The sequence below is a fragment of the Acinetobacter sp. Marseille-Q1618 genome (assembly GCF_902809855.1).
GTDB lineage: Bacteria > Pseudomonadota > Gammaproteobacteria > Pseudomonadales > Moraxellaceae > Acinetobacter.
In genome coordinates, this window is the sequence record NZ_CADDWJ010000001.1 from 795,053 (window position 1) to 821,463 (window position 26,411).

Genomic DNA, 26,411 nt, shown 5'->3' on the forward strand with positions numbered 1-26,411 from the left:
TTCCCTTTTTATTTTTAATTTAAACTAAAAATTATAACAAAATAATTTCTTTAAAAAACTGTTGATATACTTTGGCTTTTTCCGTCAATGCTAATGGATAAGCACGTGATGACGATGGCATACGATATAAAGTAATTTCTCGTTGATCAAATACGGTATGCACTGCATGACCAATTTGCGGCTTGTCAGTGTCTTCTGGCATAGACAACATCAAAGTATCTGTAGCTTTATCTCCAGTAGTCATGATGTTATTACATTCAGGCATTTGATCTAATAATTGTTTTAAATCTGTGGCTGTTTCGATCTGTAGAAATTTATCCGAAGCATTACCCTTTAAACGAATCACTTGGTATGCCGTATCAAATATTGCGATGCCCTTTTCATTTAAAAAATCACGTATTTTATCTTCTTTAAAATTTTTATTGGGCAAATCTAAAAAATGCTCTTTATCTTGAAAAAAGACTAAGCCAAAGATTCTCCACATATCATTTTGATAATTCGGATAATAAAAATCCATTTTCCAACGCGTTTTTGGTGGTGGAAAGCTACCGAGCATCAAAAGCTTAGCATTTTTAGGTAAAAATGGTTCTAAAGGATGGGTTTCTATCAAACTGTCTGTCATTGAACAATATTTTTAAGTGACTACTTGGTTAGTCTAACATATTATTGAATATCTATTATTTTATTATAATAAATAGATATAGTCTTTATTTCTTGTATAAATCCATTATAATAGATTTATGAATACTTATTGTACAATTCAGATTTTTAATCAACAACAATGGCAAGACTGTGCAATTGTTGAATTATTAGATGCTTCGAGCTTAGGTTGGGAAGCCAAGACACGCACATCTTATCTTTTTGAGTATGCAATTTCACATATGGATCAGCGTGACGCATATGCTTTAAGCTATCATTTTCCTGTCAATGTACAAAGTCAAAGTTTGAATACTTGGCCAGCATTTTTAATAGATTTATTGCCTCAAGGTTTTGGGCGTAAAGAGTTATTACAACAACTTAATTTTCCTGAAAATGCACAGCAGCAGGCAGATTGGGCATTATTAAATTCGGGTGCAAGTAATCCGATTGGAAACTTACGAATTAAAGAAGCACATGAATGGCTACAAGCCAATTATCCCAATACGATTAAGGGATTTACGCTACAAGAAATCATTGAAAGAAAAGAACATTTTATTGAGTCTCTTGCATCTTTTGGTTTATTTGTAGGTGGTTCTTCTGGGGTACAAGGTGAATGGCCAAAGCTGCTCCTTACTCAAGCCAAAGATGATTTATTTTATTTAGATCATACACTTGTGGATGATCAAGCTAAAAAGCACTGGTTGGTAAAGTTTAGTCGTGGCCAAGATTTACGACTAGAAAAAATTTTAACGCAAGAAGCGCTGTATATGAAAATTGCGCAGTATTTACAATTAAATGTTTATCAAGAATTGGAAATGCATGGGCGAACTTTATTTATTCCAAGGTTTGATCGTAAAATTGAAAATGGACAAGTGATACGTATTGCACAAGAAAGTATTGCTTCACTTGGGCAAAAAGCTGGATTTGGAGTAAAACTTTCACATAATCAAATCTGTGGCTTACTTATGGAAAGTTGCACTCATCCTGAAAGTCAAATTTTTGAATATTTAAAACGTGACCTTGCCAATGTTGCTTTGGGAAATAAAGATAACCATACACGCAATACTGCGATTCAAAGAAATGATCAAGGACTTATACAATTAACTCCTTTATATGATTTTGCACCGATGTGGTTACATCCTGATGGGATTGCCCGAGCGACACGTTGGGAACAAGATGATCATGGAGGCGCGCCGATTTGGCAATCTGTCATTGAGCAAGTTTCAGAGCTTTGTAAAATTGAAAAACAAAGGTTAATTGATATCTTTAAGCAACAGTTACCCTATTATCAAAATTTAATTGAATTTATGCAAGAGCTTGGAATTGATCAAGAAATTATTAACAATAGCCAACCAAGGATTGAAAATATTTGTCAACAATTGAGTGAGTTATCATAATGGATAAACGTTTTAAGTCGCTCAGTCCGATTGAGCAGATGCAAAAAAGACAGGAAGTTTTGGATACCATAGAACAGCATCCTGAGTGGGAAATTTATCAAGTTGCAAAGTATTTACGAACTGAATTAAGACTCACTTTGCCTGAAATGGCGAAAATTACCAAGATTGCTCCACAAACACTACAGAAAATTGAACAACCTGAGTCAAATCCTACCTTAAAGTCTATTTTGAAGTTGTTAAATGCCTTTGGTTTGGATTTGATGGTGAAACGCAATTAAGGCTTTGCTAGAGCGATAAATATTTTCCTGAGCTATAAATCTATCTCGAATTAACTTTTAACTCTATTACATTGCTGGCAGGTACAAAGTTAGATCTGATATTCCATTAAAACATTAATCTGATTTTATTCGACAATTCTTGTGCCCAAACTTGATAAATTTCTTTGCTAGGATGAAAACCATCCTCTGCCATTTGTAAGTTTAAAGCTTTAAAATGAGCCAAATCAAATTGAATTAATTGATAATTCGCTTTTGCAGCAACAAACTCTGCAAGTTTTTTATTCATTTCACTTGAGTATTGTCCAAACAACCATCCCAACGGATTGGGCAATGCAGGAAATAAATGCATCGGTGGTACACCTGTCACCAAAACCATGTGTGGAGTAAACTTTCTTTCAATGGTTGCATAAAATATCTGCTGTTGCTGAAGCCATTTTTTCGGTGAAATAAGTTTCGTCACATCATTTACGCCAATTGAAGTGATCACGACATCGAAATGTTGATGTTCAAGTTGTTGTGTGCGTTCTAAAACTTGTAGCGTTGTATCACCAGTTTTGGCTTCAAGTTGATACTGAATTTTAAAATCAGGTTGTAATGTAACAAGTAAAGCACCTAATAATGCATCTTGTTGCTGTGTAACGCCAACACCGGCAGCAGCAGAATCGCCTAAAATCAAAATTGATAACGGTTTTCCTTGACCAATACTGCCCTTTCGCATGCCTTCGGGTTCAGGCAAACGAAGTGTATTTTTTTTGACTTGGTAGCCTTGTATCAGTAATGACGGAATCAAACCGAATGTAATGAGTTTGAGTGGTAGCATAAGGATAATATTCAATCATGGTCACGATATTGCCATGATTATACTGCTTAATTTTAATAAATACTGAATAGTCAATATATATGAGATATGCTTTTAAAGCATAGTATCTTTTCATATAATGTGACAAATATCACAAATGATATTTTTAATGTTCATGGGGATGAATTTTGAATACAAAACTTGAGCACTATTCAAATAAAATGCAAACATCTAGATTTATATCTACTCTAAATTCTGCACCTGAATTACAAACTTTTATTCATTTTCTAAGAAAATCCATTAACAATCATAAAAATTTAACTATTTCTCAGCAACGAGATGATCTTTTAGAAAATATTCAACTTATTCAAAAGCAGCCTTTTCTTTCCTTACAATTACAACGTGTTTTGAATAGCGAACGACAAGACTCTGATATTGCAAAATATTATACTGCTTTTAAAGAGATTTTAGAGGATTATTCGATATCAGTTCAACTACAGTCTAAGCTGTGTTTAGATACCAACTATAAAGCGAATATGTTTAGCTCAGCTATTTCAAATTATCAAAAATACTTACTCGATCTGCTGTTTATTATTTATTGCTTTAATTTTGATAATGTCGACTTCACCGTAGATTTTATTGAAGATTATTTAAAATTTATTCATCAAATCCATGCAGCGCAGGTGACAACTAAAATTTCATTACGTGAACAAGCCACGATTAATAGTTCGATACTCGTTGAAATTCCACGTAATAGCATGGTTAAAGTTTATGCCAATCCAGTGAATGAATATTGGGTCAAAGTTTTATTTGTTCATCATGATACTGAAATTGAAGGTTATATTCAGTCGATTTATTTAAAGAATAAATAGTTAGCGTGTTTTTAAAAAAGGGTTAAAAGATTTTTTAAAACTTCTTTTAACCCTAATTATTCAATAAAACTACCCTAATTTATTCACAATTTTCAGAGGTAATACTTTCATTGCCAGTCCTAATGGTAACCAAGGCCATTGTGGTACATAGGCCTTAACAGGTTGTTTTTCAATGGCTTTGACCAATAAATGCGAGCCTGTTTCCACATCAACTTCAAAAGGTAATTTTTTTGCACCTTCATTAATTTCAGTACGAATATAACCAGGGAAAATCGTTGAAACTTTGATTTTTGTATTAATCAATTCTGCTCGGATTCCCTCTGCCAATGCTGCAACCCCTGCTTTGCTTGCGCCATAAGCAGTTAAATGTTTTGGCATACCACGAATCGCACTCATGGAAGAAATGACAACCAGATGCCCAAATTTTTGCTCACGGAAAATTTCAACTGCTGCTTCACATTGTGCTAATGCTGAAATAAAGTTAGTTTCTACTGTTGCACGATTGATTTCAAATTTTCCATTTCCGATACGACGACCATCACCAACCCCTGCATTGACAATAATACGCTCAATCGTCCCAAAATCGTTTTTAAACTCACGAAAAACTTGAAAAACTTGTTCGTAGTTGGTCACATCCAAGGTTTTAGCAATAACTTTTACACCATATTTTGACTCAAGTTCTTGCTGTAAGTTTTCTAAACGTTCTAAACGTCTTGCACAGATCGCTAAGTTATAACCTTTTTGTGCAAATTCACGTGCCATACCTGCACCGATGCCTGAACTTGCGCCTGTAATTAAAATTGTTTTCGCCATTACTACATTCCTATTTTATTTGTTTTTAACCCTATTTTATGTGAAAGATGAGATTAAAAATCCAGTTTAAATCCACGTAAGAAGGTTAATATCTTGTGCTTTTAAAAAGTGATGTTCATTTAAACTTAATAACTGCGGTTCATTTCCAACTAACCGCATCGTGGTTAAACTGGTATTGGCAATCGCCCAGTTTAAAGCAAAAGTACGATTTACATTCAGTTCCATGACTTTTCCTGCGGCAACAGAAATCACACCACCCGAAGTAAAAACTACCGCATAGCGTGGTTTGGTTTGTGCGAGCTCATCACATAAATTTTGCAAAGCCGATTCCACACGATTTTTAAAATTTGGCCAAGACTCATCATATTCATGATGAAAATCCCCACCCGTCCATCGTTCAATCGCACCATCAAAAATTTTAGCCAAATATGCCCGTGGACTTTGTTCTTTTGCGACTTCTTGTTTTAATAAATGCGGTTCATTGAAACGAGGATCGTACTGAGCAAAGACTTGTTGGTGGTTAAACTCATTCCAAGCAGGATTGATATGAATTTGTGTTTCAGGAAAACATTCTGCAAGCGCAAATTCAGCGGTTTGTTGATGGCGTTGCATCGAACCAGCCACAACATAAGGCTGTTCTTTTAAAATATCTTTAAAAAATTGACCTAATACTTTGGCTTGTTGCTCACCATGACACGATAATTTATCGTAACTTTCCGCACCAAAAGACGCTTGCCCATGACGGACGAGATAAATTGTGGTCATTTTCCTAAAATTTCCTTAAATTTAGCCATATATTCTTGTACGAGTTCATTTGCTTCAATTTTTTGCTTGGCAATCAATTTTAAAGCACGAATATGTAGCGCATGAATCACAATCCAAAAGTCTTTAAACGCAGGATTATTGGTTTGCTTATGATAATAACGATAATAAATTTGCTGAGCGATAACCGCTAAACGGAAAATACCAAATACTTCATAAAATGCCCAATTCTCAGGTTGTAACCCAGTTTTTTCTAAGTAGTAATCCACTACTTCTTTGCGTGTAAACATCCCTTTTAAATGAGTAGGTTGGCGACGAGTTGATTTAAAAATTTGGTTATCGGTGTCTTCAACCCAATAGGCCAATGCCGACCCTAAGTCCATCAATGGATCACCGATCGTTGCCATTTCCCAGTCTAGAACCCCAATCACTTGAGTTGGATTTTTAGGATCAAGAATGACATTATCAAAGCGCCAATCATTGTGAATCAAGCAACTGGTTGAGTCTTCAGGAATATGCTCAAGTAGCCATTTACGCACAAACTTAAAACTTGGCACATTGATAGTATGCGCTTTTTCATAGCGCTTGTCCCAACCTTCCACTTGTCGGCGACAGTAGCCATCCCCTTTACCCAGCTGTTCAAGTTTTGTGCCTTTATAGGGAACTTGATGTAATTCAATCAGTTTATCAAGTACATTGACACATAATTCATGCACTTGCTCTTCATTAAACTTTAACTCTGGTGGAAGTTTTGCTCGAGGAATAATGCCTTCGATACGTTTCATCACATAGAAATCACATCCAATCACCGATTCATCTTGGCATAAGGCAACCATTTCAGGGAGAACAGGATAATACGGCGCAAGCCAACGTTGTACGTTATATTCACGAGCCATGTCATGCGCTGATTTTGCTTTTGTGCCTTTCGGTGGACGACGTAAAATCAAGTCAGCATTGGCATATTTCAAACGATATGTCCAATTGGATGCGCCTCCTGAATATTGAGTCACTTCTACAGGCCCTGAAATTTCAGAACCATTTTCAATTAACCAATTTCCAACAGCTCGAACATCGAGTTCTTCACCTTCACGTACATTTCCACCAACATCAATCACCGACATGATTTTTCCCTGATTGTTTAATTTTCAATACTGATCATTTTTCCATATTATCATTTCACAGAAAAATGACGTTTTTAATTCATTCAAATTAGATTACTTTTTACGGCTAGCATAACCCCGTTTTTTTAATTCAAGTTTAGCAATCATCCCTTTATGTACTTCATCTGGCCCATCTGCCAAACGTAATGCCCGAGCCTGAGCAAAGAATCCTGTCAGTGGTGTGTCATGTGACAAACCTTCACCACCATGAATTTGAATCGCCATATCAACGACTTGTTGCAATACATTTGGCGCAACCACTTTAATCGCTGAAATTTCAGTTAATGCTGCCATATTACCTAAAGTATCCATTTTATAGGCTGCATACAAGGTTAAAAGTCGTGCTTGATCAATGGCGACACGAGCTTCAGCGACACGTTCCAAGTTTCCACCGAGTTTTAAAATTTCTTTACCAAACGCTGTTCGACGCATACCGCGATCAATCATCAGTTCTAAAGATTTTTCAGCAGCGCCAATACAGCGCATACAATGGTGAATACGTCCTGGTCCTAAACGCCCTTGTGCAATTTCAAAACCTTGTCCTGCACCACCAATAAAATTTGAGATCGGCACACGAACATTGTCAAAGCTGACTTCGCCATGACCATGAGGCGCATCATAGTCACCAAATACAGGTAACATACGTTCGATTTTTACACCTTGCGTGTCTACAGGAACCAAAACCATAGAATGCTGATGATGGCGATCTTTACTTACGTCTGGCGTATGTGCCATAAAAATAATAATTTTTGCATTTGGATCGCCTAAACCCGATGACCACCATTTACGACCATTGAGAACAATTTCATCCCCTTCCACAATTGCTGTTGCTTGCATATTGGTGGCATCGCTAGATGCAACTTCTGGCTCAGTCATACAAAAAACAGAACGAATTTTTCCATCCAATAGCGGTTTTAACCATTGTTCTTTTTGTGCTTCAGAGCCATAACGCCATAATACTTCCATATTGCCACTGTCGGGTGCATTACAATTAAATACAACAGGTGCAATTAAACTACGTCCTGAAAGCTCAGCAATATGCGCATATTCTTGTACAGATAAACCTTGACCAAGTTCGGTATCAGGCAAAAACATATTCCATAAATCTGCAGCCTTGGCTTTTTGTTTTAATTGTTCGAGTTGCGCTGGCCACTGCCATGTCGTCCAATCATCCCCTTGATTGAGATGATGCATTTCCTTCCAAAACTCAGGCTCAATCGGTTCGATTTCATATTGAATAAATTGCTTGGTTTTTTCTATAAATTCTTGTGCTCTTTTGGAAAGTTCAAACATTTTTATGTCCTTGAAAATGTGAATACGCTTTACAACAGCATACTGTTAACCCTACTATGAATAAAATGATTTAATTAGATACATTGGTATGAATCATATTCATAATCAAAACGGATTAGATTTATCGGTCTTTCATCGTATAGACATTAATTTATACCCTGTTTTTATTGCAATTTATCAACAAAATAGCATTACCCAAGCGGCACATCTTTTGTGTGTGAGCCAATCTGCGGTAAGTCATGCCTTACAACGCTTACGTCTACTCTTAAAAGATGATTTATTTGTACGGCATAATCAGAAAATGCGTCCAACACCATTTGCAGAACAGATTTACCCCCACATTCTTCAAGCTTTAGCCCTACTACAAAAGCTCTCTGAACCGCAGCAAAGTTTTGCGCCGAGTATGGTAAAAACATTAAAAATCGCGATTCATGATGAAATTGAACCATTAATATTTCCTAAATTATTCAAACATTTTCAAAATTTAAATTTAGATATTCAATTTTTGAGTAGTAAATTAGATCGTAAAACTGTTCAAACCGAACTCGTCACGCAACAAATTGATTTTGCGATTGATCTTCAACAAAACTATGCGCATAACATCGAGTTTCAAACCCTGATTCAGGATAAATTTGTAGTATGTTCACAACAAAAAAATATGAATAAACAACTTTATTTTGCTGCAAAACATATTGGGGTGTCCTCTCGACGCACGGGTGTTTTATTAGAAGATTCATTTATTCAGCAGCAGAATTTTTCTCGGGCGCTGTTATTACGTTGTCAGCATTATTCAACCGCTTTACAAATTTTAGAAAGTAATCCAAATGCTGTTTTGACGATTCCCCAAGAGGTTTTAAGCCATTTATCAATTTCCAATCAAATTTGTATATTTAAGCATCCTTTAGATTTACCTTTGATTAATATTGGAATGTTTTGGTTTAAGGATTTGCAATCAAATCCCAGACATACTTTTTTAAGAAATGAGCTATTGCGAGTTTTTAAGCATTTTTAAAATAAATTTGCTTAGGCTATTTTGGTTTATTACTAAAGTAGTCTTCTTGAAGTATAAGGCTTTTTATAAAATGCAAGTCTATATTCATTTGACAAATTGCATTATTTTTATACAATAAGTTTCCTACTATTTCTGTTTATAGAGTAACGCCAATGAAGTAAGTCATTTTCTCATCAAATTCCATCCTTTTATTTTTGATGTGCAAAATGTCTGAATTGGTTATTCTGTTTATATCTTCAAGTGCTTATTTTTATTGGTTTTATATCATTTTGAATATAAAAGCATTTACTTGAAAATATCTCCACTAAAAGTACAGTTAATTTTTAATATTCAATATTTTGTACATCCTGTTTTATGAGGTTTATTATGACTCAACAGGCATGTATCGTTTCACAACTTGGTTTAACCTTCCCTCATCAGATTTTATTTCAAAATTTAAATTTTAGCCTCTACCCGCATCAAGCCAGTGCTTTGATTGGTCAAAATGGTCAAGGCAAGTCCTTACTCATGCAGCTATTACAAGGTTTTCAATCAGAAAATTTTCAGAGCAGTGGGCAGATCATATGGAATTTAGCGTATGCATATTTGCCACAGTTTTACCGTTTACAAGCTCAAAATATTGCTCAAGCTTTAGGTGTTGAAGATTTACATCAAGCTTTCCAACGTATAAAACATAGTCTAGGCAGTTTAGAGGATTATGAAAGCGTTGAAGGTGCTTGGCATTTACCCAGTGAGTGGGAAAATAGTCTAACTCAGGCAAATTTACCTACGGATTTAGATTTTCCGACTATAAAACTGAGCGAGGGTCAGAAAACTCGCTTAGCTCTGTGTGCCTTATTCCAAAAGAAAGATCATTATCTTTTGCTGGATGAACCCAGTAATCATCTTGATCAAGCGAGTCGCTTGTGGTTGCAACAGTCTATGTTAAAGCATCCTGCGGGTGTCTTGGTGATTAGCCATGATCGTAACTTATTAGAACATATGCAGCATATTTATGCTTTAAATGTACATGGTATCCAACATATTCATGGGAATTATAAAGTTTATCAACAGCATATAAACCTTCAAACCAAAGCATTAAATCAGACTGTAGAACAGCAAAAGCGACAGCTTAAACAGTTGAAACAACAACAGCATCAAAGTTTGATGAAAGCACAAAAACGTCAACATCAAGGGCAACGTTTACGTGAAAATACGTCACAAGCTAAAATTTTATTGGATTTTAAAAAGGAACAGTCAGGACAGAGTCTTGCGAAACTCAAAGATCAGCAAAATAGGCAAGTTTTAGCTGCTCAACAACAATTGAGCGATGCGAGAAATCAACAAGTACATGTAAAGTATCAAAAACTACAGTTTATATCCTCGCCACACAAAACTGGAGAATTAATACGTTTCAACAATTATATCTTACCATTTGCTAGCCAAAGCCCGATTCATTTTTCCCTCAAAGCTGGTGAAAAATTGCATTTATTAGGTAACAATGGCGCAGGAAAATCGACTTTATTGAAGATGATTGCTCATCAAAAATTTACTGATAATAATCAGGTTTTTATCACAGGTCATGTCGTTTATTTAGATCAAAACTTTAGTTTTTTAGATCCTAAATGTAATGCGATTGAAAATTTAAAAGCATTTAATGCAATTTATTCTGATACAGAATGGCGCAATTTATTGGGGCAACTGCGTCTAGGGGGTGACAAAGCGATTTTAGCAGTTGAGCATTTAAGTGGTGGTGAAAAACTTAAAATTGCCTTACTTGCGCTAAGTCAGTCTGAACACACGATTGATTTATTATTATTGGATGAACCTGAAAATCATTTAGATATTGATTCACGGGAATTATTAGCTGGTACGATACAAGATTTTTCAGGCGCTGTTATTTTAGTTTCACATGATTCACACTTTGTAGAAGATTGTGGCATTGAAATGTCTTATGAATTAATACCATTCTTTGAAGATAACATAATATAAGTGATTTTTTTGACGGAGTCTTACATCTAAAGTTTGTCTTTAGGGATTAGCCTTCGGCTCGACCTACTTTTGTTTCGACAAAATGAGCAGTGAAACTGCGCAAGGAAACCATCTTGCGAAGCTTTGCTTCTCACCGTAAAATTCGACAAATACCACAAATTGATTGATGTATTGCAAAAACATGCTCAATCATTTGTAGTCCTGCCTCAAACAATTATGGATGACGTTTTCGAGTCTCAATTTATGATTGGAAACAGAAAAAATTATTCTAAAGATATATTATAAAACTTTTATTGATTGGTATAATTTAAACCAAATAAATAATTCAACGATGATTGAATTGTTTTATCAATCATCGTCATATATATGGATTTAAGACTTAACCACAATTCGCACGCAAGATTTTTTTGCTTGCAGGATCAATTACTAAAGTCAAACGATCAGAACGAAAATCCATTGTCATCGGTTGGTTAGGTGCAACACGTCGAATGGTTTCAGCTTGGGTGTGTTGTTTTAATTGAGCATCATCTTGATCATCCTGCCCCACTAATTTTTTAGCTTGCTCTGGAATACATTGTGCTTGATTTTGGCGAAAAAGCGTCCACTCTTCTATTTTTTGTCCATTTTTCAAATGACAATAGCCGATTTCGCCTTGTGCTTCTTTCACGATTTCTGAACGACCGCCTTGCTCAATGCAATATTGACTGGCTGGATTTGCCATACCGATTGTTTCTGAAGACTGTTGTTGAGGTTGAAGCGATGAACATGCGCTAAGTAAAAGCAACATTGAACTTAAAAATGCAATATTTTTCATAAAGATAATTTAGAATTAAAAGCATACTATAGCAATTTTTTATTTTCTAAATGTCGACTTTCTGCAACAGCTATTTTATTTAAAGAAAGTGTGAGTTATAACTTGAATCTTTATTTAAATAAAAAATCAGTGAAATTTAAAATTCCACTGATTTAAAACAATCTTGATTTTAAAGACCTAATTTAGAAGTGAACCACTGTACGAATAGATTTACCTTCGTGCATCAAGTCAAAGGCTTCATTAATATCTTTTAAACCCATGGTATGCGTTACAAAAGGCTCAAGTTGAATTTCACCTTTCATTGCATCTTCCACCATACCTGGTAATTGGCTACGCCCTTTCACACCACCAAATGCTGTTCCCATCCATTTGCGTCCAGTAACCAATTGGAATGGGCGTGTAGAAATTTCTTGACCAGCCCCAGCAACACCAATAATTACCGACTGTCCCCAGCCACGATGCGCGCATTCCAGTGCTGAACGCATAACATTGACATTACCAATACATTCAAAGGAATGATCCACACCCCAACCCGTCATTTCGACAATGACTTGTTGAATAGGCTTGTCATAATCTTTTGGATTGAGGAAGTCGGTTGCACCAAACTCTTCCGCTAATTTGAATTTGTCTGGGTTGGTATCTACCACGATAATGCGCCCTGCTTTGGCTTGACGTGCGCCTTGAACCACAGCTAGACCAATTCCGCCTAAACCAAATACTGCAACACTGTCACCCGCTTGTACTTTAGCGGTATTGTGTACAGCGCCAATCCCTGTGGTCACACCACAGCCTAGTAAACAGACATGTTCTGGATTTGCTTCAGGATTGATTTTTGCCAAAGATACTTCAGCAACAACTGTATATTCACTAAATGTAGAACATCCCATATAGTGATAAATTGGTTCACCATTGTATGAAAAACGTGTAGTACCGTCAGGCATGACACCTTTGCCTTGTGTAGCACGTACTGCAGTACACAAGTTGGTCTTTCCTGACTTACAGAATAAACATTCTCCACATTCTGCTGTATAGAGCGGAATCACATGATCGCCTACAGCAACAGAAGTTACGCCTTCACCTACTTCTACGACGATACCTGCGCCCTCATGTCCAAGCACTGCTGGGAATACACCTTCTGGATCATCACCTGACAAGGTAAATGCATCTGTATGGCATACGCCTGTATGGGTAATTTTTACCAACACTTCACCTTTTTGTGGTGGTGCAACATCAATTTCCACAATTTCTAAAGGTTTTCCTGGCGCAAAAGCCACCGCTGCACGTGATTTCATACACGATCATCCTTCTCAGATTTGGTTTTCTTTAACAGATTCGCTACAGTAACCTTTTTCGCTTTGATGATTCAACCACTAACTAATGTTATGATTTCTTAAAATTTAACAATTTCTTGCATAAGAATGAAACATGCCTCTTCTTTAGTCATCTTCACGCTAAGTTTTACTTTTTTATCTGGATGTAGTTTACCTATGAATCAATCTCATAAAGAAACTCAAACCCAAGTCCATAGCCAACATTGGCTCAATGAAAAAAATATTGACAATAAATTACAACAAGGTTTAACCGCTTATTTGGCAATGAATGATGCTTTTCAAAGTATCGCTGCACGTGTGCATCTTATCCGCCAAGCAAAATACAATTTAGACTTACAATATTATATTTGGAGTGATGATTTTATTGGTAATTTAATGCTACATGAGTTGTTAAAAGCAGCAGATCGTGGTGTTAAAGTGCGTTTACTGATCGATGATCAAAATGGCACAAAAATTGATACGCAACTCAAAGCACTCAGCACGCATCCCAATATTCAAATTAAATTGTATAATCCTTATAAATTTAGACACTTACGATTTTTAGACTATATTTTCCGTTTAAAACAAATTAACCATCGTATGCACAATAAATTAATCATTGCAGATGGCATTATTGCCGTTACAGGTGGACGCAATATCAGCAGTGAGTATTTTGATGCCAGTGAATCATTCCAATTTACCGATATGGATGTTTTATTTTTTGGAACAGCGGTACAACATGCCAATTCTGTTTTTTCTGATTTTTGGAATCATGATTTAAGTTATCCTAACCAGCAGTTTATTCGCACAGGAAAACAGAAAGATTTAGAAAAATTAAGACTGAACTACCAAAAACTTGAACAAAAAGAAAACCCTACAGATATTAAACTAGATACAGAACAAAAAGAACTGGCAAATGAGCTTAAACAAAATCATGTCAGTTGGGCACGAGCACATTTTCTTGCAGATTCACCGAAAAAAACTCTTGGACAAGCATCAGAATCAGAACTGATTTCCTATCAAATTCGGCAACATTTGGGAGAACCTAAGCAAGAAATGGATTTAATTTCAGCTTACTTTGTACCCACTAAAACAGGAACACATTATCTGAGCCAATTTCCCAAACAAGGGGTTGATGTACGGGTTTTAACCAACTCTTTTGTTGCTAATGACGTTGCGTTGGTACATGCTTTTTATCAAAAATATCGGGTAGATTTATTGAAAAGTGGTGTAAAACTTTATGAGTTTAAGCCGTATATCGAACGAAAACGACGCACATGGTATGAAGTATTAACAGGAAATGTCATTCCTAAAAAGGGCAAAGACAAATCAAGTTTACATGCAAAATTTATTGATATTGATAGTAAAGTCTTTATTGGTTCATTTAACTTAGACCCACGCTCTTTTGACTTAAATACTGAGGTCGGTCTGGTCGTTGAATCAAATCAATTGCAAGAACAGATTTCTTCATTGCTCGACTCATCATTATTAAAAGTAGCTTATGAATTAAAGCTTGATGCGCAAGGTGAACTGATTTGGTATGATCATCAACCTGATGGAACAATCAAAAAATACACCGAAGAGCCTGAAACCACTAGGTTTCAGCGTGGTGTGATGCATACTGTGTCTTATTTACCGATCGAATGGATGATGTAAGTTCTATATCATCTCATTCAAAATCAAAGTTTGGCTTCAAATAAGCATAAGCCGTGTTTTTCCATGACTAAGTCAACATCTTTAAAGTTCGCTGCTTTTAAACTGTGCACATGTTCTTGTTTTGACATAAATAATTCATGATTGCTCATCGCATTCTCTGCAAAAACGTGATCGCATACCAAATAAATAGCATCCGCTTTGAGAAGTTTTTGAACTTGACAATGAAAGTTTGTCGCATAGGTTTTGTGTCTAAGTTCATGTAAAGCTTGATGTATAATGACCACATCGTATTCCGCTAAGTCTTTGCTCCATGCTTCATGTTTAAAATCAGCAATATAATACTGTGTTTGTGCTAATTCATTTTCAGTAAGCTTTTCTTGAGCTAAGTCATGCATGGCTTGAGAAAAATCGACAGCACTGTATTGAATCTTTGGACATTTTTCTAATAAATGCTTTGCTAAAAAACCCGGACCAGCCCCCAACTCTAAAACATGAACAGTTGGAAAATTCAAACGATTAATCAAGGCTGCATAATAATCAAAGAATTCATAACGCCACGGACGTTTTAAGTTTGCTTCTGCCGCCCATTGTTGAGCATCTTGTGAATCTCTTAAGTCAATCGGACTTGCAACTTCTTGTATAGACATAGTTTTAATCAATCATTTTTAATGATGTTTATTTATACAGAATAAGGTACTAACATTGCAAAGCTTTTACGTTTATCTATATTTGGCTTAAGATATTATTTTTTATAAATTTTAAAATTTTTGACAGCTTTTTATTTCTTTTTATCAAATTTGACTCAGGGTTGCATTAAAATTTTAAGTTGATCAATTTTCGACAAGGCATCTGACTTCTTTTCTTCTAATTTTAAAGACATCGACTTTTCTAAATAATCATGATGGCGAGTTGGAACTTTAAACTGCCTATTTTTAATAATCGCAAACTGTTGCGCTGTAAAAATAACTTGTTCTATCTGAGTCATCGCCAAGTATAAATCTTCAAAAGACACTTCTCGATAAACACTGGTCATTTCTGTATGATCCAGTGAATGATGAGTTAATTTTTTAATAGTGTATGCGCTAATATTTATCCTATTCGCAATATTTAAAAAAGTACGTCTTAAATCATGGTAGGTAAACGCTATTCCACTTAATTCGCTAATTTTATATCTTGCTTTACTTCGATTAGTTATATGCCCTTCGCCCTGCCTTGCTTGAAAAACATAAGGCTTATTGCCCGAGCGTTCAAATCTCGTGTGTATAATATACTGTAAAATAGGTCCCATAGGTAAAGTGATAGAACTAGTATTGTTAGAATCTATAGCAGTAATTGTTCCAGCTTTAAAGTCAACATTTTCCCATTGTAAACACTCCACTTCTTCACGTCCTAAACCCGTCAAAAGTAAAATCAGTAAAAAATCCTGATTGGTATAAGCATTATGATTATAATAATTCTGCCCTACCCACTGCGTTGATAACACCGTATCGATCCAATGAGGCAACTGCTGTTTAGTAATATATCCTTTGCTTTTGTTAAGCTTGTTCCACGTATTTTTAGCACTCAAAATATTTACAGGATTTGAAATATCTAAAATGCTTTTACCATTGCTATCCAAATAATATTTTATTGCAAAATTAAACACGGCACGTAAAAAACGCATAGATAAATTTGCACGTGCTTTAGATCTTAAGGTTAATTCAGCATGTTTCTCTTGAACCATTTGGGTTGTGATATCAATGAGTTTTATAGCTTTCCATTCAAATAAATAATCCTCAACACACATTCTATAATCTTTTAATGTTTTTTCTCCAAGCTGCCTGTGCTTTATGTAGGCGTTGTAGGCAGTCATTAATGTGGGTTGCTCGGTTGGTATAAGATTATTTTCAAGTTTAGATTTTTTATTTTTCTGCTTTTGCTTGTTTGGATTTATACCTGAAGCCATTTGTGTAAGCAGTATTTGCGCTTTTTCTCGTGCTTGTTCGAGGGTTAATTCAGTATGCCTTCCTAGCACAACACGAACAGAAGATTTACCATCACCAATTCGCCTTTCTACAACATAAACCTTAGATGCGGTTACACGCAAAGCAAAACCGATCAGCTCCGCATCCCGATAAAAAAATTGCTTATCAGGAGATAAGGGCACAGAATCGACAAATGTTTTTGTGAGCTTTGTTTTTTGATTTGACATCGTATAGAATGCTGAGCGTTAGCAATAATATACAATCAGTATAGCAATTTATTTAGTGCCTACACAGCGCCTACAAAAAATGATATTGCAATTAAAAAACTTATTGTGTATTATGCGATTCAAGTTAAAGATATTGATATATATAGCTTTTAACTTTATAGGGCCTGTAGCTCAGTTGGTTAGAGCAGCGGACTCATAATCCGTTGGTCCCCAGTTCAAGTCTGGGTGGGCCCACCAGATAAAACAACCACTTAGGCGTACTAATCCTAAGTGGTTTTTTATTATCTAAGTTTATGTAAGCATTCAAAAATATAAACATCCTTTAGAGTCGCTTTTAAATCAAATTATCAGCTTTAAATATTCTGAGAAAACAAAGCTTATATTTGGTGTTTATTTTCAAATTAGATTTACTTAAGAAATCATTATTATTTTTGATAGACACGGCTTTAAATAAACCACATCATTATATTGTTTTTATTTTTCAAATAATTAATTTTAAAAACCAATATATCTGTTTATTTCATATAGATATATCAATATTTGAATTGCATAAAAATAATATGGATTATAAAAAAAATTGAAGATGATTGTGAAATAAAAATTTCAATATTCATGATAGGATGATCAATAGCCTTGAGCACTTTAAAAGATGCTACAAATATGAATATTTTAGTGAATATTCAAACCAGTTTATGTTAGGAGTTTCTGATCTTCATGAGTCAGAGTTTTCAAATTGATGCAATGCGTGCATCAGCCACTGATGTGGTTTCTATCTTAAAATCTTTAGCGAATACAGATCGTTTACTCATTTTATGTCATCTGGTTCATCAAGAACTCAATGTTTCTCAAATTGAAGAACAAACTCATATTACCCAACCCACACTTTCACAGCAATTAATGATGTTACGCAAAAGTGATGTTGTTACAACTCGTCGTGATGGTAAACAAATATACTATTCAATCAAAGATCCTAAATTAAATCTGGTGCTGAATACACTTTATGACTTGTACTGCCCTAAGTTATAGATTCTCCTTATTTAGAATAAATTATTTCCATTGGTTTTAATCACTTATAAATATAAAACTAACTGTATACTGTATATAGAACTATAGAAAAATTCACGACCACGCTACGAATTAGAGATAAAATCCAATACTTTAATTCGTAGCTTTATTATTAAACTGTCCCTTCCTCTCCCAATAAAAGCTTAAAATTCAGGGACGGATGATACTGAACTTAAACCATAAGTGCTAAAAACCTGAGTTTCAGATTTTTCAGCAGGTTGCTTTTTGATAAAAAGCTTAAAACTTTTATCAGAAGTTAAACTTTTCATTTGGATATAAGGTAAATCTGTCGTTGTTATGACATTGCTATAACGAGCCAAAGCCTCATCAAAACTAATATCACCACGTTTCACACGATGACGAGCCAAGCGTTCAGCATTAGTTTTGACTTGTTTACGACTATATGTTGCATAACCTGTAACTTTACTTTCAGGGACTTCTCGAATAGATGTGATATGCAAGTAATCTGTCAAACGCTCAAGCCATTTTGAAATATTTAATTTTTCTAAATCTGCCTGACATTCAGCAAACAGACGAAGTTTATCTCCCAAATGTACTTTTGATTTTTGAGTATCACTGCCCTGTTCATAAATATATTTGGGGAAACTTAACCCAATATTCACTTTATCATTTGTATCTTTGATTTCTGCCAATCCGATGTGTAATTGGGTATAAAGCTTAGACCAAATGAAATATGGGGAAATTTCAGCCTGATCAATCAAGGTGATTTCCTTATAGTATTTCATACATTAATCCTTACTACTTTGACCAAATACACCACCACGTACAAGCACAGCCATTACATAATGCTCTTGTTCTGTATTTTCCAAACTTTCCCCAAGTGCATATTTATCAAATAAACTAAAAAAGTCTTGCTTAGCTTTAGGCGTTCGATACGCTTTACCTAAATTAGTTACGGCACCATATGGTTCAATCGCAATCGCTGTTTTTTTATCATCAAATTCAGGATACCAAGTATCAATAGTACGCAATGCATTACCAATTTTTTGTGAATGCATCGCAGCAACATCATTGACTTGATATAGAATTTTACTTTTATCACCTTTGCCTTTATCTAAGACCAGTTCTTCACTTGGATAAACTTCCTGCGCTTTGCCCACCAAAGCATAGGCTTCGATTTTAATGAGCAAATAAGGTACTTCACCTTTTAAAGCTTGAGCAATTTGATCAGCCAACTGCTGAACTTTTGCATCGACGTTTTCAAAATCATGTAGTGGATAATCAAAAGCATCAAAAGTTACAGCTTCCAATTCATTTACAGTAACAACAACTTCGACTTTCTCAGCACCAACACGGTTACGCCATAAAAAGCGTGCATTGGCAATATTTAATGCATAGCGTTTTGATAGCTCACTAAAACCATATTGTGCGATATAGTTTTTTGCCACAGTTTGATAAGAGTTAAAAAAAGTTTCATTATTACAAGCAGATGGTTGCTCGATTCCGCCTAAAACTTTCAGGGTAAATGTCACCTTTAAAGTGTCTTGATTTTCACCCAATGCGCATGCATCTACTTTTTGTAGGTTAGCTTTTTCCACTTCTGCATTAAGCTTTAATGGATCACCTGCAACCGCAGGTTTTAAACGATTTGAAATCGTCCCTCGTACTGATTTTTCAATCAATTTTAAAGCCGATTGTTCCGTACGATTTTCCCATGTCGTACCATAAAAATAGCCATCAGATGGAACTAATTTCTTTTCAAATGCAAGTACACTTGCAACCGCTTTTTCATTTTTAGCCATGAGTATTTCCCTTTTATAATCAATTGAATGTTGTTAAGTTTTGGCAAAGATATAAATCATTTTCTAAATCAACATGGTATTGCCACAACAGTTGATCAATACTTTCTATACGGAACGGCATAACAAATTCACCTAGAGTCAATACACTTTCAGCAAAGCGGTGTGGTGTGTCGGCATCTCGCTGATTTTTTGCTTGTCCAAGTTCAGAAATTCCCTGAAAACCAACTGCAATCGGTACAAGCCAACCTTGCGCTTTCCGTTTTGATGTCCAAGTGACTTTGCCTTCTTCATCTTGAGTCGAGCTATGTGTGACTTTGAGAAAATCTAAAACGCTATCCAAAGCATCTTTGCCTTCTTGCATGCTCGTTAAAACAAGATCACGGCGTTCAATCAGCACATGCCCAAGCATGAGTTTATTTAAAATTGGACGTAGTTGTTTTTCTTGATCGTCATCCTCATCAAAATCCAAAACACTACAATTTTTAACCGACAGGACATCGCCACTGGCAAATTTCATACTTGTAACAATCCCTTGTACACTCTCTAAAAGTTGCTCTCTCTTTTTCTTCGATAAAGACTCTATTTCAATCAAAAGCGATACATCTAAATGACAACGTGCTTCTTCGATAAAAGCAGGACGATTACCATCTTTATCAAGTGGATTGGCTGTTCCCACAATTGAATGAACAAAATCGCCACGACCTTTGTAAGTCTGTAAATTAAATTTATGACAACTCACTGCAACTTTGCTCAAATTTAAATCACACCCTTGTTGATTTAATTTACGCTGTAAAGCATGTACTGCACCTAACCAAGCTGTCATTGCAGGAAAGCCAATGGTATATGGACTACTCATCGCATTGGCGTTATGGAGTTGAAGATGCGGAATAAGTAAAAAATGGCGCATTAGAAAAACTCCTTCGCTTGTTGCAGTGATTTTTCAACAAGTTGTCTAACTTCATTAATTTCGCCTGTTCCTAATTTAAAGGCATCATTAATGACTTTTTCATAACTGCGTAAAACCCAACGTGCAATATCATCACTCAATTCATTACGCCATTCGCTATCGTCTTCTCGCTGCGTAGCATAAATTTGATCCAGCCAAACACGCTGTAACTTCGGCAAACTCGCGTAATAATCTTGCTGTGACCAACCTTCAGGATAATATTCCCTAATCTTGAAGCCTTGTAATAGCACTTGATCAATCACAAATTGAATAATGTTACGAATCGCAGTCCGAATATCATCATTGTTTAAATTCAGCTGTATAAATTTATGCAATTGAATAAATCTGTCCTGAAAGTTTTTGCGATATAAGCACTGTGCAAAAAAATCAGTTTTAGGCAAACGAACTGCACGTTTTTCTAAAACAGGTGGACAGCTTGAAAGTAAATAGGCACGACCTGCATTTTGACTGTTTAACACGCTAACGTTTTGCGGTTGTGTACCACCATAAGCAGTAACCGTAAAATCGAAAATGTCGGCATAGCCTTCCGCATCATGTTCATTCTTTTTACGTTTCTCTTTTGCTTCTTTTGTGGCATCTGAAAAACGCAACTGATCAATACTTTGCTTTAATCTTGTAATCAAACCCGATGGTGTCAAAATGGATAACAAATGGTATTCATTATTTTCTAAGGGAAAATAAACCTGTTTTACCAAATGATCAGTCTTGCTTGAAGCATCATCATTTTTTATGACCAAAAAAGCATGTTTTAAACTTGCAAAGTCCAAAGAAGATTTTTCAATCAAGCTTATTAGATCCTGATCATCCTTTTCAAAGCCTGTCAAAACAGTAGAGTCTTCCGTTAAACTGAGCGATAAAAACTTATATACATCCATCGCAGCCGCATTTCCAAATACATCTAATGGATAATGCACATTACCACTACGCAAATAACCATCTTGAGCAGACTTAACCTGTGCAATAACACTGGAGGTTTTCGCACTTGGATGACTGAATTTACTCGGATGGCTCACCATGGATAACTGAGATACCCGCTTTGCAGCATCAGGAAGCCATTCTTGTAAACTAAATTTATCATCAGCCTGTTGCTGTAATTCTGCAACTTGCGTGGCATTTTCAGCCTTTTTTATACGATCTTTTAACCAAAGCTCTTTTCTTTCATTTAAGAATATCTGAATACTTTCTGTCATTTCCCCCTCCCTTTATTTTGAATATTGAACCACTAAACCAAATTGGTCTGAATACACTAGCGTTTTATCTTCATCATATTGTGGCAACATGATTTCCCCATAACGTCTTGATAATTTTTCTACTTCATCATCAATATGCTGATTTTCTGAGATTTTTTCAATAGTCATACGACATAAAGTGTCGTAATAATTTCGATTCAGCCACAATCGTTGCTGTTCCAACTCATTTAATTCATGAGGCTTAATTTTATAAAAACCATTGCGATCAATATAACGACCTAAATCATCTTTCTCAGAAAACACAAGCTTACGATCTTTGTATACCGCAAAAAGCTGAATATTTGGTGAACTTTGTCGAAATGGGGTAAAACATTGCGGTAAAGCAGTTAAAAACCAATACTGTGTCAGCCATGCATTGAGTGGTTTTGCCCCTACTTGTTTATAATTGGTAAGGCTATGCGCTAAAACAGCATGTTCTAAATCTGCTAATTTTTCAGTAGTTTTTAACGGATTATTTTCTTGAATACGTGGAATTGCATTAATTTCTGCATTTTCATTTAAATCAATTAACTTAGATAGATTTTTGGTTGTTAATCTGAATTTTGCATTATTGATTTCAAAACCAGGTTTCTCAAATGCTACTTTTGCCCCCCGAAGCCCTTTGAGATTGTATTGCAACAAACCAATGTTCGGTTTTTGAATATCATGTTCTAATCGACGATGACGCAAAACTCGCCCTGCCAACTGAATAATCGAACGATATGAAGACGGCTCAATAATTGCCCAATCAAAATCATGATCACGCCCGACCTCTTCCACAGGTGTTGCCACTAAAATAAAAATCACATGCTCAGCCTCTACACTGTCCAAATGTTGACGAATCACTTCATTTGAAAATGCCACAGGCTGCTCACCTTGTTTTTCTTTACGTTTTAAAATTAAGTCTAAATGTCGCTCCTGTTCACTACGCAATAACAACACCTGACGACTGTGATATGCCATTGAACGTGGTGCAATATTTTCAGACCATTCAGCATTTAACAGAAATTGTGTCAGTGCCACACATGGCGGAATATTGGCAACGCGTACCACGCCAAAAGAAACTTTTTTGCCTGTTTGGGCATCTATCGTGTGATGATCTTGATGTAATTTTTCAACACTCTGTCGTATACGATCAAAATATTGCTGTTGAACACTTTCATCGAGTTGATTTTGTTCTTTCTGGGTAACTAAATCATCACATTCAATCACATAAGCTTTGTGTTTAATGATTTGTTCAGCCAAAAACTTCGCCCGAACAGTGACAAAGGTATCATGACCCCGTTTGTAATCTTGAATAATTTTATTAAATTCGGCTAAATCTATAGTTAGAGTCTGTGCCTTAAACTCATCGACCCACATGCCTACCACTTGCGTCTGTTTTAACTTTTTAAAGGCGCAATACAGTTTCCATCCTTGCTGATAGACATTAAAAAATCCTTCAGCCAATGCAGGTGGAATGGTCGCCGATGAAATCATCACTTTGCGACCTAACATCGCTGTTAAATGAATGAGTCGAGCAATAGCAATTAAATCCTGCCCATTAAAATCATCCACTTCATCAATCACCAAATCTGAAGATGAAAGCCGCAAACTTGGTAAAATATATTTCCCACCACGTTTGGTTTCCGTTGCCGACATGATGTGGTCAATGGTGCAAACCAAAACAGGTTTATATAAAAAGGCTTTATTACGTTCAGCCTGCGCCTGTGGAAACAGCACATTCATAAAATCAGCTTGAGGCATATCTCCATAATCAAGCTCATTATCCAAAAGCTGTTCTAAAGACTCCGAACCAATTTCATCATAATTCTCAAGGACTTCATCATTTTGATCTTTTTGATTATTATGCAATTCCTGTACAGCTTTAGAACCAATTAAAACCGCTAACTCATCATTGTTTAAACCAATATCTTTACGGTATGAATCCCCTGTTTGCAAAGTTAAGGTTCTCAAACCCAGTGCCAGCACATAACGTAAAGACTGCCCATCATTAGACAAGGCTTGCATAATTTTGGCATTAGCAATGGTTTTACCCTTACCTGTACTTGCCATATTGACAATAAACCAACCTTGCTCAAGCACATCTTCATGTTTTTGTTTAAATAGTTTTATTTCTTTTACTGCGTTGTCCTGCCATTCAAAACCTTGTGGACTTTTCTTTTTAAGCTTTTGAATATCGTAGGCTGGTTCCATGTCATCTGCTAATCGACTTAATGACTGTGCCACACGCATAGCATTGTCACTGACACGAACCAAATGTTCATCTAAAAATTGTTTTGGTTGTTTACTGATGTGATCTGTATTCGCAATTAAACTTAAATTGGTTTTCCATGTTTTATCTGCTTCACAAGAGGAATAATAATGATCACCCATCATTAAACATAATCGTGCATGATGTAACACTACTCGCCAACTACCATCTGCTAAAACTTGTGCAATATTGTCTTTTTCCTGCAATAATCGTGCAGACCATTTTTTAATTTGTTTTGTCCATTCAACCGATTGGCTCAATAAACCTTGTTCAAACTGAAAACATTGTAAAAGCCGTTGTTGATATTCTTTTTCATCAAATTTATTTTGATAACCCCAATCTGCTTCAATAAATTCAAATAAATCAGCAATATTTTCCGCAGGTTCAGGGATAAAGGATGTTAGTTGTGCTTCATCTTTTAAATTGGGTAAACGATGATGTGAAACAATTAACCATGCGATAAGCTGTGCTAAAGGTGGTAAATGATCTAGAGCTTTAGTTTTATCCAAATTTTGAGCGACTGTATTTTTAAGTTTTTCTTCATCCCAAGCTTTATTGATTAATAAATTTAACCATGACTCATCAACTTTAGGATTTTCTGAAGAATGTACTAAGGCATTCAGTAATAAACACGATATCCATTCATGTCGTAGTGGATCACCTTTAAAATTGCTATTTTTAACAATAAGTTTTTGCTGAAATAAAACAGTCGCTTTCCCCCAATCATGCAATAGTGCTGAAATTGCGACAAGTGCTTTGATTAAAGGCAAATAATGCCAATCATTTTCCCATTTATTCTGATCAAGTTTTTTCTGAGTTCGATTCACAGGAACAATCCCCTCTGAATTAAACTTATTTCTATTCCCGACCACCCACAGCAGTTCACTTCTACGTCTGCCCCGAATCCAATGACAACTCACAGCTGTACTTTTCGTCACAGTTTTACGCAGCAGCTTTTTCACCGCAATCAAACCATCTTCCGTAATCACGGTCTGCCAAGTGTTATCCCCGATACGATCGGCAAAGGCATCAAGTACACGACGAGTGCGTGGAATGGCTTTCTTTTCACATTGAGAAATAAAGGTCACAATCATAATACTTCTCCATCTGTATCATGATTTTTACAAGCTTGTACTTTGACTTGATCAAACATAAAATCCAAACACTTGTGTTCCGTAAACTTCTGCAAAACTTGCTGACGAAACTCTTGCTCTGTCATCTTGTCTTTGGCACAGATAAAAGCATACGGCAAAATGACTGCATCTTTAATTAAATCAGCCACATCAAACACCAAAGCACCACGCCGAGTTTTACCATGCATTACCGCAAAACCATGTGGAATTCCTAACACCCAAAGCGTTGTTGCACCTAGCCCATAAGCAAGATAATTTCCGTGATTCAAGAAATCATTAGCTAAATCCCCCTGCTCAGGATTACGGTTAAAATCTTTTGAACCTGTTCGAGTTGCTGCGATTTTATAAAGTTGTTTGGTCATGGCAGCTTCAGCAAGAAGTAAATCACCGACTTTATTTAAATTTGGAATTTTTCTTTCAAAGCCATTTAAGGCATTTTGAATATCAAGATCATCCAAATAAAAACCTTCAGCTTTTAAATCACGGTCTTTGTCCCAAATTTTTTTAATAAATTCGATGCGTGCAAGCTGAAACTGTTTGGCAACTTCCAAACGCTTCTGATCATCAAACCAAAATTGCATCCAACCTTGTACATATTCGGTTGGACGATATTCACTTTGCGGTGTCATCCACTCAATTTCACAGCCCATAAACAATGGTGTTCCACCACCGCCACAAAAGCCAACCAAGACACCTGCGCTGGCCAGCATACGCATTGCTGCTTGGGTGATCGATGTGCCTGTACCAAGCATAATCACGGTCGTATTCGCAATCGGAATATTCCAATACTGATTTTCATTTTTGGCTTCGGTCAGATATAAAACTCGACCATCTTTTTGCATCACACGGCAATGCTCAAGATAATAAAGATTCGCTCGCTTAGAGTGTAAGATAGCTTTTAAGTCTGACGGGTTCAGTTGTTCCATAAACATTATTATTTTCAAGTTATTTCGTTTTAAAATAGCAGAATTAAAATGAAATCCTAGTTTTATTTTTAAGCAAACGACATTTTGTGTCGTTTATTTTTTATTAT

The 26,411-nt window shown here is 35.6% G+C and carries 23 protein-coding genes and 1 tRNA gene; 8 read left to right on the forward strand and 16 right to left on the reverse strand.

The features are described 5' to 3' along the window. Positions 1-31 precede the first annotated feature (31 nt). Positions 32-622, reverse strand: a complete 591-nt coding sequence (locus tag HUS24_RS03650) for a uracil-DNA glycosylase family protein (protein ID WP_173910677.1) — start codon at positions 620-622, stop codon at positions 32-34. 118 nt (positions 623-740) lie between these two features. Here HUS24_RS03650 and HUS24_RS03655 point away from each other — a divergent pair, with 118 nt between their 5' ends. Both HUS24_RS03655 and HUS24_RS03660 read left to right on the forward strand, forming a co-directional pair. Further along, a complete protein-coding gene (locus HUS24_RS03655) occupies positions 741-2,036 on the forward strand; it encodes a type II toxin-antitoxin system HipA family toxin (protein WP_173910678.1) in 1,296 nt (431 codons plus the stop codon). Continuing rightward, positions 2,036-2,314, forward strand: a complete 279-nt coding sequence (locus HUS24_RS03660; protein WP_173910679.1) for a helix-turn-helix domain-containing protein — start codon at positions 2,036-2,038, stop codon at positions 2,312-2,314. Before HUS24_RS03655 ends, HUS24_RS03660 begins: the two co-directional genes overlap by 1 nt. A gap of 106 nt (positions 2,315-2,420) precedes the next feature. Here the strand turns inward: HUS24_RS03660 and HUS24_RS03665 are convergent, their stop codons facing one another. Next, complete coding sequence (locus HUS24_RS03665) at positions 2,421-3,134, reverse strand: SGNH/GDSL hydrolase family protein (RefSeq protein WP_173910680.1); 714 nt, start codon at positions 3,132-3,134, stop codon at positions 2,421-2,423. 167 nt (positions 3,135-3,301) lie between these two features. Here HUS24_RS03665 and HUS24_RS03670 point away from each other — a divergent pair, with 167 nt between their 5' ends. Next, positions 3,302-3,985, forward strand: a complete 684-nt coding sequence (locus tag HUS24_RS03670) for an SH3 domain-containing protein (protein ID WP_173910681.1) — start codon at positions 3,302-3,304, stop codon at positions 3,983-3,985. 69 nt (positions 3,986-4,054) lie between these two features. On the opposite strand, the gene HUS24_RS03675 is transcribed toward HUS24_RS03670, so the two are convergent. The 4 genes from HUS24_RS03675 to HUS24_RS03690 all read right to left on the reverse strand — a co-directional run bounded on the left by HUS24_RS03675 (position 4,055) and on the right by HUS24_RS03690 (position 8,013). Further along, positions 4,055-4,798: an SDR family oxidoreductase gene (locus tag HUS24_RS03675; protein WP_173910682.1), complete on the reverse strand. Its 744-nt coding sequence runs from the start codon at positions 4,796-4,798 to the stop codon at positions 4,055-4,057. A gap of 66 nt (positions 4,799-4,864) precedes the next feature. Continuing rightward, positions 4,865-5,563, reverse strand: a complete 699-nt coding sequence (locus tag HUS24_RS03680; RefSeq protein ID WP_173910683.1) for a histidine phosphatase family protein — start codon at positions 5,561-5,563, stop codon at positions 4,865-4,867. Next, positions 5,560-6,681 carry a phosphotransferase family protein gene (locus HUS24_RS03685; RefSeq protein WP_173910684.1) on the reverse strand — a complete coding sequence of 374 codons (1,122 nt, stop codon included), beginning with the start codon at positions 6,679-6,681 and terminating at the stop codon, positions 5,560-5,562. Before HUS24_RS03685 ends, HUS24_RS03680 begins: the two co-directional genes overlap by 4 nt. Positions 6,682-6,774: 93 nt before the next feature. Further along, positions 6,775-8,013, reverse strand: coding sequence for an acyl-CoA dehydrogenase family protein (locus HUS24_RS03690; RefSeq protein ID WP_173910685.1), 1,239 nt, complete (start codon positions 8,011-8,013; stop codon positions 6,775-6,777). Positions 8,014-8,101: 88 nt separating this feature from the next. Here HUS24_RS03690 and HUS24_RS03695 point away from each other — a divergent pair, with 88 nt between their 5' ends. Further along, a complete protein-coding gene (locus tag HUS24_RS03695; protein ID WP_173910686.1) occupies positions 8,102-9,025 on the forward strand; it encodes a LysR family transcriptional regulator in 924 nt (307 codons plus the stop codon). Positions 9,026-9,391: 366 nt separating this feature from the next. Continuing rightward, the gene (locus HUS24_RS03700; protein ID WP_173910687.1) at positions 9,392-10,996 is read left to right on the forward strand and encodes an ATP-binding cassette domain-containing protein; all 1,605 of its coding nucleotides are present in this window, start codon (positions 9,392-9,394) and stop codon (positions 10,994-10,996) included. A gap of 379 nt (positions 10,997-11,375) precedes the next feature. Here HUS24_RS03700 and HUS24_RS03705 read toward each other — a convergent pair whose 3' ends face one another. Both HUS24_RS03705 and HUS24_RS03710 read right to left on the reverse strand, forming a co-directional pair. After that, the gene (locus HUS24_RS03705) at positions 11,376-11,810 is read right to left on the reverse strand and encodes an I78 family peptidase inhibitor (protein WP_173910688.1); all 435 of its coding nucleotides are present in this window, start codon (positions 11,808-11,810) and stop codon (positions 11,376-11,378) included. A gap of 182 nt (positions 11,811-11,992) precedes the next feature. Then, positions 11,993-13,102 carry an S-(hydroxymethyl)glutathione dehydrogenase/class III alcohol dehydrogenase gene (locus HUS24_RS03710; RefSeq protein ID WP_173910689.1) on the reverse strand — a complete coding sequence of 370 codons (1,110 nt, stop codon included), beginning with the start codon at positions 13,100-13,102 and terminating at the stop codon, positions 11,993-11,995. Positions 13,103-13,297: 195 nt separating this feature from the next. Here HUS24_RS03710 and HUS24_RS03715 point away from each other — a divergent pair, with 195 nt between their 5' ends. Next, on the forward strand, positions 13,298-14,776 hold the full coding sequence (locus tag HUS24_RS03715) for a phospholipase D family protein (protein ID WP_173910690.1): 1,479 nt from the start codon (positions 13,298-13,300) through the stop codon (positions 14,774-14,776). Between the two features lie 23 nt (positions 14,777-14,799). Here HUS24_RS03715 and HUS24_RS03720 read toward each other — a convergent pair whose 3' ends face one another. After that, on the reverse strand, positions 14,800-15,423 hold the full coding sequence (locus HUS24_RS03720; RefSeq protein ID WP_173910691.1) for a class I SAM-dependent methyltransferase: 624 nt from the start codon (positions 15,421-15,423) through the stop codon (positions 14,800-14,802). A 155-nt stretch (positions 15,424-15,578) separates the two neighbouring features. After that, on the reverse strand, positions 15,579-16,967 hold the full coding sequence (locus HUS24_RS03725; protein ID WP_173910692.1) for an integrase family protein: 1,389 nt from the start codon (positions 16,965-16,967) through the stop codon (positions 15,579-15,581). A 160-nt stretch (positions 16,968-17,127) separates the two neighbouring features. Between HUS24_RS03725 and HUS24_RS03730 the strand changes: the two genes are divergently transcribed. Next, positions 17,128-17,204 (forward strand) — tRNA-Ile (locus HUS24_RS03730). 477 nt (positions 17,205-17,681) lie between these two features. Further along, positions 17,682-17,993, forward strand: coding sequence for a helix-turn-helix transcriptional regulator (locus tag HUS24_RS03735; protein WP_173910693.1), 312 nt, complete (start codon positions 17,682-17,684; stop codon positions 17,991-17,993). A 182-nt stretch (positions 17,994-18,175) separates the two neighbouring features. On the opposite strand, the gene cas6f is transcribed toward HUS24_RS03735, so the two are convergent. The 6 genes from cas6f to cas1f are packed head-to-tail and all read right to left on the reverse strand — an operon-like array spanning position 18,176 to position 26,304. Continuing rightward, complete coding sequence (cas6f, locus tag HUS24_RS03740) at positions 18,176-18,778, reverse strand: type I-F CRISPR-associated endoribonuclease Cas6/Csy4 (protein WP_173910694.1); 603 nt, start codon at positions 18,776-18,778, stop codon at positions 18,176-18,178. Between the two features lie 3 nt (positions 18,779-18,781). Further along, positions 18,782-19,795 carry a type I-F CRISPR-associated protein Csy3 gene (gene csy3, locus HUS24_RS03745; RefSeq protein ID WP_173910695.1) on the reverse strand — a complete coding sequence of 338 codons (1,014 nt, stop codon included), beginning with the start codon at positions 19,793-19,795 and terminating at the stop codon, positions 18,782-18,784. Positions 19,796-19,814: 19 nt separating this feature from the next. Then, positions 19,815-20,702, reverse strand: coding sequence for a type I-F CRISPR-associated protein Csy2 (csy2, locus tag HUS24_RS03750; protein ID WP_173910696.1), 888 nt, complete (start codon positions 20,700-20,702; stop codon positions 19,815-19,817). Beyond that, positions 20,702-21,952: a type I-F CRISPR-associated protein Csy1 gene (gene csy1 / locus HUS24_RS03755; protein ID WP_173910697.1), complete on the reverse strand. Its 1,251-nt coding sequence runs from the start codon at positions 21,950-21,952 to the stop codon at positions 20,702-20,704. Before csy1 ends, csy2 begins: the two co-directional genes overlap by 1 nt. Positions 21,953-21,964: 12 nt before the next feature. After that, positions 21,965-25,339, reverse strand: coding sequence for a type I-F CRISPR-associated helicase Cas3f (cas3f, locus tag HUS24_RS03760; RefSeq protein ID WP_173910698.1), 3,375 nt, complete (start codon positions 25,337-25,339; stop codon positions 21,965-21,967). Beyond that, complete coding sequence (gene cas1f, locus HUS24_RS03765) at positions 25,336-26,304, reverse strand: type I-F CRISPR-associated endonuclease Cas1f (RefSeq protein ID WP_173911392.1); 969 nt, start codon at positions 26,302-26,304, stop codon at positions 25,336-25,338. The genes cas3f and cas1f overlap by 4 nt, the downstream gene beginning before the upstream one ends. Positions 26,305-26,411: the final 107 nt, after the last annotated feature.